This is a genomic window from Flagellimonas abyssi, from assembly GCF_019457905.1.
Classification (GTDB): Bacteria; Bacteroidota; Bacteroidia; order Flavobacteriales; family Flavobacteriaceae; genus Flagellimonas; species Flagellimonas abyssi.
Map to the genome: position 1 here is coordinate 1 of NZ_JAHZSV010000056.1, position 9,075 is coordinate 9,075.

Genomic DNA, 9,075 nt, shown 5'->3' on the forward strand with positions numbered 1-9,075 from the left:
CTTTTTGCATGTTATACAGGTCTCAGCTATATTGAGGTCAAACTCCTCAAACGGGGCGATATTGTAACGGGTATCGATGGGGAAGAGTGGATCAATGTCAAACGGAAAAAGACCAAGACCCCAGTGAGGGTTCCACTGCTATCCCAGGCTAAGGGGATATTGGATAAGTATTCGGATTTTCCCGATGTTAAAAATGGGCATACCCTTTTACCGGTCTATTCCAATCAAAAAGTAAACAAGTACCTAAAGATTATTGCAAGCAATGCCGGAATCAAAAAGCACCTGACTTTTCATGTGGCCAGGCACACTTTTGCGACCACTATTACCCTGATGAACAATGTTCCCTTGGAAACGGTATCCAAGCTATTGGGGCACACCAAACTTTCTACGACCCAAAAATATGCAAGAGTAGTGGAAAAGAAGATAAGCAAGGATATGGCCCAGTTAAAATCTGTTCTGGAAACAAACAAAAAGAAAGAAGTTGTCAATGGCCGGCAGCCTTTGGCCAACCTACGGATCGTCAGATAACATTTAATAGCTTAACCAATATCATCGAAAGCTAAGCCCGCAAAAGTTTGTCGGACAAGGATACATAAAGCCGTTCCCTACAGTCACTTTTTATATTCCGTTTCCTTGCCACTTTAAAATTTTCCTTTCCGTTTGGTAGAGCCTGAAAATATTGTTGAATTAAAACCTATTATCATGGAACATCCAAACATGCACCAACTGGATTTCGACTTCGAACTGGCGCCAGAAATTAGCCCAAAACCCACACCAAAACACTTCAAAAAGGCCCAGTCCGATTTTGTCCTTGACTTTATGGACTGCCTCAGTAGCCCCATCATCGTCTATCCGTCCGCCTGGCAGGATGCCGTACCCAAACAGGTCTTGGACAACATTACCCTAGCGAGGTTATTGACCCAGATGCAGGGGGAACGCATGGCCTCACTGACCGAAGTGGTGGCCTATATGATGCCCAGGACCTTTGAGTCCCCCATGCCGGGTGAATGGGCAAACATCTATACTTGGTGCGGGCTCCAATTTGCCAAGACCTTCAAGAATGCCGGACAGATAGGGGCGATGATGGAGATTGCCCCGAAGCAGCTATCCGATTACGAACTGACCCTGTTGAAACGTTTACGACTTTGGATTTATGACAAGAGGCGGGAAGCCCTAAAGCAAAAGATGAAGGCCGATACGTCCATTTCCAAACCATCTTCAGCCGAAAGCCCTCGACAGGAAGGCCTCTTTGGGAACTCCGAAGCGACATAATATTCCAACCAATCCTTTGCACCAAGGTAAACGTCGCAGCCTGTCATCGGACAAGGGACGGCATAAGGTTTATTCCGTTTCCATGCCGCTCGACAGCCTGCCTTCCGTTTGGATTTCCCTGCAAATATTGTTTAACCAAAATCCAATAATTATGTATTTAGACAGATTGCAACAGGACGAGGTCTTCGTACCTACCGAGGTAAGACCGTTAAATGAACTGACCCAAATGCCCTCCAGAAAAGGGCTGGAACGCGCCATAGTGAGCAATGGCAAGATCGTGAACATCGTATCGAAGAGCTATGGGCACATTCCCAACGGACTCTTTTTCAGGAAAGCCGAGCAGATGCTCATCGATGCCGGCTTGGATTACCACCGCCAGACCATCAACCGTAACGACAGGACCTTCAGTATGGACTTTATCCTCTCCGACAGTTCCCAGTTCTCCGTGGGAGACGGAGAAGATACCATCCTTCCGATGCTGCGGTTTACCAATTCCTACGATGGAAGCGAGCGCACCTCGGGACATTTCGGGTTCTACCGCCTGGTATGCTCCAACGGCCTGCACGTGGCACAGGCGGAGATTGCCTTTTCCATCAAGCACAGCACCAACGGTGCCCAGCTTATCATGCCCGAACTGGAGGGACTGTTCCAAAAGTTCATGGACAATGAGTTCTACACCATTTCCGATAGGTTCAGCCAGATGATGGCCATCGAACTGCTGGACACCAAGGCATTTGTGAGGGAGGTGCTGGAGCGCACCAAACTGTTCCGCTATGAGTGCAGCGACAGGAACCCCGACCCGTCCAAGAAGGCCCGTGAGGTCATCGACATCCTGGACAACGAGGCCGTACTGCTCGGCACTGCCCCGAACCTCTGGTTGGGTTACAATGCCTTCAATGCCGTTCTGCACGGTACCCTGAAACGGAGCTTTTCACGTCAAGAGCGTCTGGACAAACAGCTCTTCCAGACCGTCCTTGAGATGGCCTAAGTGCCATAACGGGCCGCTCCGGTGCCCGCACCAAACCGGAGTTTCTACAGTACCGTTTCCCATACATTCCAAGTAGACCAAACCATACCATAAACAGTTGCCAAATGGTGCCTAGGAAGGTTTCCCGGCAAACCTACGGCCCGCACCGATATACCATTTCGGCGGGCTCATGGCTTTATCGGCCTTGGCGGCCCGTGCCAGGGTTGCATGAAACTTCCAGGCATGTAACCATTTAAACACTATATATTATGGCAAACCATTGTTACAACACCATTACCATTACCGGAAACGAAGCGGAACTGGAAACCCTCCACAAACTGCTTACTAAGGAGGACGGCTACATTGATTTCGAGCACGTCCTGAAACGCGAGATTCCCTTTGGGGAGATTTACGATATTGTAGGTACCAAGTGGTTCACCCCGGACATTGACCTTAGGGACGGAGAACTGAAACTCTACGGCGATAGTGCGTGGTCACCGCCCGTACCCTTGTTCGAGACCCTAGCCAAGATTTATACCACCTTGAAAATCACCATGAACTTTGAGGAGCCGGGGATGGGCTTTGGCGGGGAACTGAACATCGACCGTAACGGTACCGAGGTCATATTCGAGGGCAACTACTGGCAGTACATGGCCTATCTGGATTATGAAAGCTTTTTTCAGGATGCCCTGTCGGAGTTGCAATACTATATCGAGGACGGCTACATCTCTACCGAGACAGAGCTGAGGGAGCACCACATTTACAAATGCGTGTCCAAGGCAGACCGCTCCAAACTCCTTAAGAGGCTGTTGGAACTTACAGGAATGGAACGCTTTACAGTCACCTTTGAGGGAAATCCCCATATCAAGGAACAGGTCTTTGCCACTTCCATGGACGACCTGAAACAAAAAAGCCCCAAGGCCATTGTCAAAAAGTATAACACCTGATGGAAAACCCATCACCAAAACAAGGACTCCCGGTACTGAAGGTATCGGGAGTTTTTGTTCGGCCAAGAAGACCATTTAAAAGATTTGGGAAAAGTTATATAAGGAAGCCCAATTTCCAAGGCTTTTATACGTCATCCCCTGCAAACCCTTCTTGGGGCTTTGCTCGGGGCTTCCTAAAGCCATGTCGTTGGCCCCACGATTTTAAGGGGTTCTTAATAAAAGAAGCCTCTGGTTGTTTTTCGGGGCATCGAAAAACAGGGCAGTGCCCAAGGACTTCCAATCAGGACGCCATTTGCTTCCCTCGTTTAACTTCCCGTACACTCGGACACAAATGGGTCGGAAGGAATTCCTAGGGCCCTTATGGAACCCGTCAAGGCCAGACGGTGTTTTGCTCACAAATAGGGTATCCACGTCCTCGTTTTTAGCCCTTCGGTAAAAACCACGTCGCGAAGCCTCCCGATTTGTTCCCAAAAGCCTTGACCGAACCCACTTCGTTTATTGTGCTGCGCACGTAAGAAGCAAACAAACACCCCTTAAAATCCACACACAATTACACAGAGATATGGGGAATTATTAATCTTTTAAATCTTTTTATTATGAGTTTGAGAAACAAAGTACAGTTGATCGGGAACGTGGGGCAAGACCCCGTAATCACCAACTTGGAAAACGACAAGAAAGTCGCCCGTTTGTCCTTGGCGACCAACGAGCATTACAGGAACAACAAGGGTGAAAAGGTGACCAACACCGAATGGCACAACGTGACCGCATGGGGCAAGACCGCCGACATCATCGAAAAGTACGTGGACAAGGGCAAGGAACTTGCCATTGAGGGAAAACTGACCTCCCGTTCCTACGACGACAAGGAGGGCAACAAACGCTATGTGACCGAAGTGGTGGCCAACGAAATCCTATTGTTGGGGGGTAACGATTAGAAACCAAAAGAGGGTGCAATTCTCTCCACAAGATGCACCCTCTTTTTAATTCACATTCACATTCTAAAAAAAGAATTATGACGTACAAAGTTAACGAAATACAGGTAAGCTACCGAGAAAAATTGAGAACGATCAAGTCCGATTCGATTACCAACTCGCAAGCGGTGGCACAGTTGCTCTACAAAAACTGGGACAAAAAGACCATTGGGATGCACGAGACCTTTAAGGTACTGCTCTTGAACAATGCCAACAAGGTCAAGGGCATCTATCCCCTGTCACAAGGGGGCATCACGGGTACGTTGGTGGACTTGCGGATATTGTTCGCCATTGTACTGAAAACCCTAAGTGTGGGGATGATCCTTGTCCATTGCCACCCTTCTGGGCAATTGAAACCCAGTGAAGCGGACAGGAAGCTGACCCAAAAAATCAAACGGGCGGGGGAACTCTTCGACGTGCGGGTACTCGACCATATCATATTGGCGCCCGATGGCAGTTACTACAGCTTTTCCGACAATGGAGACCTTTAAACTATGTGCCATGAAAGAAAACGATACCGAAATGACGGCATTTGAAAAATGGTTGGAAGATACCCAAGACCCAAGGGACTATCCCGATGGGTTCAATCCCGACCTATACGATTTGCAGGAAACCACAACAGTCAAAACCCATGGAGATGATACAGATAAATTTCAACGACCTTGACGACAGCGCACAACAACGGTTGATAGCCCTATCGAAAAAGGATGTAGAGGCAAAATTCGGGAAACAGTTGCGCAGCTATGCCAAGACCCAATTCAGCAACTACGATGAGCTATTGGAACAGGAAGCCATCCGCAACCTGTACAATTACAGGTACAGTTTCAAGATTTGAAGTGTGCCGATTGACCAAGACCCCAAGCCCATGGGGTCTTTTTTTTTCACAGTTTGGTTTTCGTGCGTATCGAACCCACAAAAACCAATACGGGATGTGCCGCTTTACAAAGGACAGTCCAGCCCCGAACAATACCTATCCCTTATTTGACCGCAAGTTGGCCCTTCAAAAATATTCCCATCAAAAGCGTTCGGCATAAAGCCGTTCGCAAGCTTACTATTTATTCCGCTTCCTTTTGAGCTGAAATTTTTGGGAAGGGCGGGGATGCCATCAAATAATCGATAATTTAAAATCAATTCTTATGAAAACAACAGTAAAAAAGTCGTTGGAAATACCGGCACGGAAGCACAGAACGGAATCCCTAGCCAAGCCCAAGGATGCCGACAAATCGTTCTTTTTGGTAATCAATCTTTGGATTTTCAGGTTTGAATACCGCAAGGAGCAATTGCCCACCGATGCACGGACCACCAATTGACACCAAGGGCTCTTGAAAAAGAGCCTTGTTTTTTTGTCGTGCCGTCCCCAATCTGACGTCCAATTTTTTCCAAAACGCCCGTTCCATACGATTTGGTGCAAAATCGTACCAATTGGAATCAAACGGCGTTTTTTGTTTCACCCAAAACCCGATATATTTATGGTGTACGGCATTCGATTTAGGTTTGACTTTCCCAAAGTCCGTACAATCAATTGCACAGAGAACATGCAACCAGCTTTTTAAGGACGGTTGTGCGATACGATTTGGTCCCTGCGGGACAAATCGGAGAAGCAAGAGGGTAGCACGCTCGCGCGTCCTACCGATCATAGTTGCTGCGCAAGGCCCCTGTTTATGGGGGTTTCAGGTATTATTGAAAAAACAGGGTGTTCGATTTTTGGTGAAAAAACACGCTCAGCCCAGTAAACCAGCAAATTTTTGGTGAAAAAATGGATAAAGGATATGAAAAAGAACGATTTGCAGCCATGAAGGTCAAAATTTCCGTGGCCATAAAATTCAGGAGCTTTTCCAAGCGTCAAGGGAAATCCCATTCCATGACGCTATTGGCCATGGTGGAGTTTTTTGAGCACAACGGGATCTCCCCGGACGAGCGGATGCACGAGACGATCGCCAGCCTCAAATACCTGATCAAACGCCGCTTCAATGCCATGGTCGCCATCATGCGCAGCATTGAAAAGGAACAGACCCTGCCCACCGTCAGCATGATCCAGGCCCTCTTTGAACAGGAACTGGCATCCGATGACGAAGAATGGGACAACGATTTTGACTTTATCGAACAGCAGTTGACCGAGGCCAAGCTACCCAAGGAGACTGAACCCTTTGATGGGGAGGTCACCGTGCCCAAGATCCGTTATGACCGCCTGGCGGAGCAAATGGAAGAACTCAGGGAGGATTTTAAATACGTGCTGGACCATGTGAGTGTGTTCCATAACCGCTTTGGCAAGGACCACCTCAAATTGGACCTGAATCCTGAGGCCATAGAAAAATACCGCACAAAACTTAAAAAGCAATAAACATGTACATCGCCATCACACGCCAACAACTGGGGGACAATTTTCGGGGGAGTGCCCGGGATTTTGTCAATTATCTCGGAAAAGAAAACGAAGGGAAGGAACCGGAACAGCAGGAAGGATATTTTAACCAAGAGGAGAACAACATCGATGCGGAACGGGTCATCGCCGAGATCGATGCGAACACCGCCAAGCTCAAGAAACGGGAACCCAAGTTCTATTCCCTGGTGGTCAGCCCCTCCCAAAGGGAACTCCAGCATATCGGAAACGATCCCGAAAAGTTACGGCAATACACCCGGGAGGTCATGCAGGCCTATGCGGCCTCCTTTTTCCGGGACCGCGAGGTGACCGTTAAGGATATCCTCTATTTTGCCAAACTGGAGCGGGAACGTACCTATTCCGAAAAGGATCGCGAGGTTAAGGAAAACCAGGCCCATGCCAGCAAGATCTTGGAACTGCAACACCGGGTCAGGGCGATCAAGGAAGGGCGGGAGCAAGGGGAAATTGCCAAGCTCCAGGAACAGATCAATGCCCTTGAAAGCGAGGCGCCTCACCAACTAAACGGAAAGCGTATCGTTCCGGGGATGGCCAAGGAGGGCCACCAAAGCCATATCCATATCATCGTAAGCCGAATGGACAGGTCCAATACCCATAGCCTCTCCCCCGGGTCCAAGTTCCGAACTTCCGAGACCACCCTTCATGGGCAGACCGTCAAACAGGGCTTTGATCGAGATAAATTCTTTAGGGCAGCGGAAAAGACCTTTGATAAACAGTTTGGCTACCGCAGGAACTTTGTGGAGACCTACCATGCCCGTAACCTGTTGGACAAGGACCCGAGACGCTTTTTTTCTGCCCTCTTGGGCTTGCCAACAAATGAACGGCAAGCAGCCAAGCATTTGTTGTTCAAGGCGGGCATCAAGGTACCGACCATCCCCACCAACAAGGCGCAATTGGCCTATAAGGCGATGATGCAGCTCAAAAAAGGGATTGGAAAGGCCTTGGAATCAGGATCGATTGGAATTTAACACTTTGGAACATGGAAAATATGGGATGGATTGAATCAGTTGTGGGTTTGGTAATCGGGGGAGGATTATCCTTCGCGGCTATTCGGTATCTCAAAAACGGATTTATTTACTTTATAGCGGGTCTTATGGTACTCGTTTTGTCCATAGGATGGATGAAGGGTTGGGACATACTTATGGAGCAGTTGATAACCTTATGGCTCCCCTTTTTTTTTCTGCATACCGTCATCTATGGCCTGGTGGACTACCATAAGGATACGGGTAAACCATCCAAGGTATTTGAGGTCAAATTAAGGGTGAAGGGCAGGTCTTTGGTACTGGGCAACATTCGTCGGGGCGTGTCCGTGATGGCCTCCGCAGGGAGCGGGAAGACCGAAAGTGTCATCTATGGCTTCTTGGAGCATTTCAAGGAGCAGGGGTTTTCCGGGGTCATCCATGATTACAAGGATTTTGAGATTACCGAAATGGCCTGTCCCCTTTGGAAAGATCAAAAGGTGCCCTTCCATATCGTGTCCTTTGGGCCGATCTACCATAGGGTGAATCCCATCGCACCCCGTTACCTGCCGGATGAGGAGAGTGTCCACGAGGTGTCGCGAGTCCTGTTGGAAAATCTGATGGAACACCGGGACTCCGATGAGAACAGTACCTCCCGTTTTTTTAAGGATGCAGCGGAAGGACTGATCAGTGGACTGATCTGGCGGCTCAAGACCGAATACCCCGACTTCTGTACGCTGCCCCATGTGATGGCCCTGTACCAACAGTTGGGGACCAAAAGCTTGATCAAGTTTTTAAGGGAGAATCTTACCTCACGGGCCATGGCCGATGCCTTTATCAGTGGTGTAGGGTCGGAGCGGCAGACCGCTGGGGTGATGAGTACCTTGGCCAATGCCATCAAAAAGATCAGTACCCGCAAGATTTTTATGGTATTGTCCGCCGATGAGATTCCGCTGGACATCAATAATGCCGAGAATCCCTCGGTCATTGCCCTGGTGAACAATCCCCAAAAAGATGCTTCCCTGTCCCCGGTGATCGCCACCATTATGCATACCATCTCTAAACAAATGAGCCAACGCAACCGAAAGCCCTCCTTTATGCTGTTGGAGGAAGCCTCCACCTTACGTTTGTTGAACATGCACCGCATCCCGGCTACCTTGCGGAGCTACGATATTGTGAGTGTATATGTGCTACAGGACAAGGTCCAGAACGATATGATGTACGGGGAGAAGGCCAGCAAGGCCATTTTGTCCAATCTGTCCTACCAGTTCTTTGGAAAGGTGAATGATCCCGATACGGCTCGATTTTATGAACGTTTTTTTGAGTTGGTAAAAATACCCACCCGCAGCGTGAGCAAAAGCTCGGGATTGAGTTTGGAACGACGCATCACAGAAGGGGAGAAGGAGGTCTCCAAACGCAGGGCCGAGGTCTTCTTTCGGTTGAAACAAGGGGAGTTCGTGGTCTTTGCCGATGGGAAGGACCGGAAGGTACAGTTCCGAAGGCCTGTAATTCCAAAAGGCTTGCCCGAGCCACTTGAAATAAAGGAAGGGGACTTGGAGCGGCACTA

At 48.8% G+C, this 9,075-nt stretch carries 12 protein-coding genes; all 12 read left to right on the plus strand.

The features are described 5' to 3' along the window. Window positions 1-528: site-specific integrase (locus K1F36_RS19085; RefSeq protein ID WP_220115215.1), on the plus strand; the 528-nt coding region annotated here is incomplete at its 5' end. A gap of 174 nt (window positions 529-702) precedes the next feature. After that, window positions 703-1,272 (plus strand): hypothetical protein, encoded by a 570-nt coding sequence (locus K1F36_RS19090; RefSeq protein WP_220115216.1) that lies wholly within the window; start codon window positions 703-705, stop codon window positions 1,270-1,272. A 151-nt stretch (window positions 1,273-1,423) separates the two neighbouring features. After that, complete coding sequence (locus K1F36_RS19095; RefSeq protein ID WP_220115225.1) at window positions 1,424-2,260, plus strand: DUF932 domain-containing protein; 837 nt, start codon at window positions 1,424-1,426, stop codon at window positions 2,258-2,260. A gap of 248 nt (window positions 2,261-2,508) precedes the next feature. Then, window positions 2,509-3,186, plus strand: a complete 678-nt coding sequence (locus tag K1F36_RS19100; RefSeq protein ID WP_220115217.1) for a DUF1281 family ferredoxin-like fold protein — start codon at window positions 2,509-2,511, stop codon at window positions 3,184-3,186. A gap of 593 nt (window positions 3,187-3,779) precedes the next feature. After that, on the plus strand, window positions 3,780-4,118 hold the full coding sequence (locus K1F36_RS19105) for a single-stranded DNA-binding protein (protein ID WP_220115226.1): 339 nt from the start codon (window positions 3,780-3,782) through the stop codon (window positions 4,116-4,118). Between the two features lie 77 nt (window positions 4,119-4,195). Further along, window positions 4,196-4,645 carry a JAB domain-containing protein gene (locus K1F36_RS19110; protein WP_220115218.1) on the plus strand — a complete coding sequence of 150 codons (450 nt, stop codon included), beginning with the start codon at window positions 4,196-4,198 and terminating at the stop codon, window positions 4,643-4,645. 10 nt (window positions 4,646-4,655) lie between these two features. Next, window positions 4,656-4,820 (plus strand): hypothetical protein, encoded by a 165-nt coding sequence (locus K1F36_RS19115; RefSeq protein ID WP_220115219.1) that lies wholly within the window; start codon window positions 4,656-4,658, stop codon window positions 4,818-4,820. Beyond that, on the plus strand, window positions 4,792-4,989 hold the full coding sequence (locus K1F36_RS19120; RefSeq protein ID WP_220115220.1) for a hypothetical protein: 198 nt from the start codon (window positions 4,792-4,794) through the stop codon (window positions 4,987-4,989). The genes K1F36_RS19115 and K1F36_RS19120 overlap by 29 nt, the downstream gene beginning before the upstream one ends. 301 nt (window positions 4,990-5,290) lie before the next feature. Further along, window positions 5,291-5,464, plus strand: coding sequence for a hypothetical protein (locus K1F36_RS19125; RefSeq protein WP_220115221.1), 174 nt, complete (start codon window positions 5,291-5,293; stop codon window positions 5,462-5,464). A 446-nt stretch (window positions 5,465-5,910) separates the two neighbouring features. Continuing rightward, on the plus strand, window positions 5,911-6,495 hold the full coding sequence (locus K1F36_RS19130; RefSeq protein WP_220115222.1) for a BfmA/BtgA family mobilization protein: 585 nt from the start codon (window positions 5,911-5,913) through the stop codon (window positions 6,493-6,495). A 2-nt stretch (window positions 6,496-6,497) separates the two neighbouring features. Next, entirely contained in the window at window positions 6,498-7,517 is a 1,020-nt protein-coding gene (gene mobB / locus K1F36_RS19135) for a MobB family relaxase (protein WP_220115223.1), read from the plus strand. Window positions 7,518-7,528: 11 nt separating this feature from the next. After that, window positions 7,529-9,075, plus strand: a 1,547-nt coding sequence (locus K1F36_RS19140) for a type IV secretory system conjugative DNA transfer family protein (protein WP_220115224.1), incomplete at its 3' end; no start/stop codon positions are given.

Bases quoted from the DNA above. Each gene is read 5' to 3' on its own strand.
- K1F36_RS19090 (WP_220115216.1), top strand. From the start codon at position 703: ATGGAACATCCAAACATGCACCAACTGGATTTCGACTTCGAACTGGCG.
- K1F36_RS19120 (WP_220115220.1), top strand. From the start codon at position 4,792: ATGATACAGATAAATTTCAACGACCTTGACGACAGCGCACAACAACGG.
- K1F36_RS19095 (WP_220115225.1), top strand. From the start codon at position 1,424: ATGTATTTAGACAGATTGCAACAGGACGAGGTCTTCGTACCTACCGAG.
- K1F36_RS19110 (WP_220115218.1), top strand. From the start codon at position 4,196: ATGACGTACAAAGTTAACGAAATACAGGTAAGCTACCGAGAAAAATTG.
- mobB (WP_220115223.1), top strand. From the start codon at position 6,498: ATGTACATCGCCATCACACGCCAACAACTGGGGGACAATTTTCGGGGG.
- K1F36_RS19125 (WP_220115221.1), top strand. From the start codon at position 5,291: ATGAAAACAACAGTAAAAAAGTCGTTGGAAATACCGGCACGGAAGCAC.
- K1F36_RS19100 (WP_220115217.1), top strand. From the start codon at position 2,509: ATGGCAAACCATTGTTACAACACCATTACCATTACCGGAAACGAAGCG.
- K1F36_RS19115 (WP_220115219.1), top strand. From the start codon at position 4,656: ATGAAAGAAAACGATACCGAAATGACGGCATTTGAAAAATGGTTGGAA.
- K1F36_RS19130 (WP_220115222.1), top strand. From the start codon at position 5,911: ATGGATAAAGGATATGAAAAAGAACGATTTGCAGCCATGAAGGTCAAA.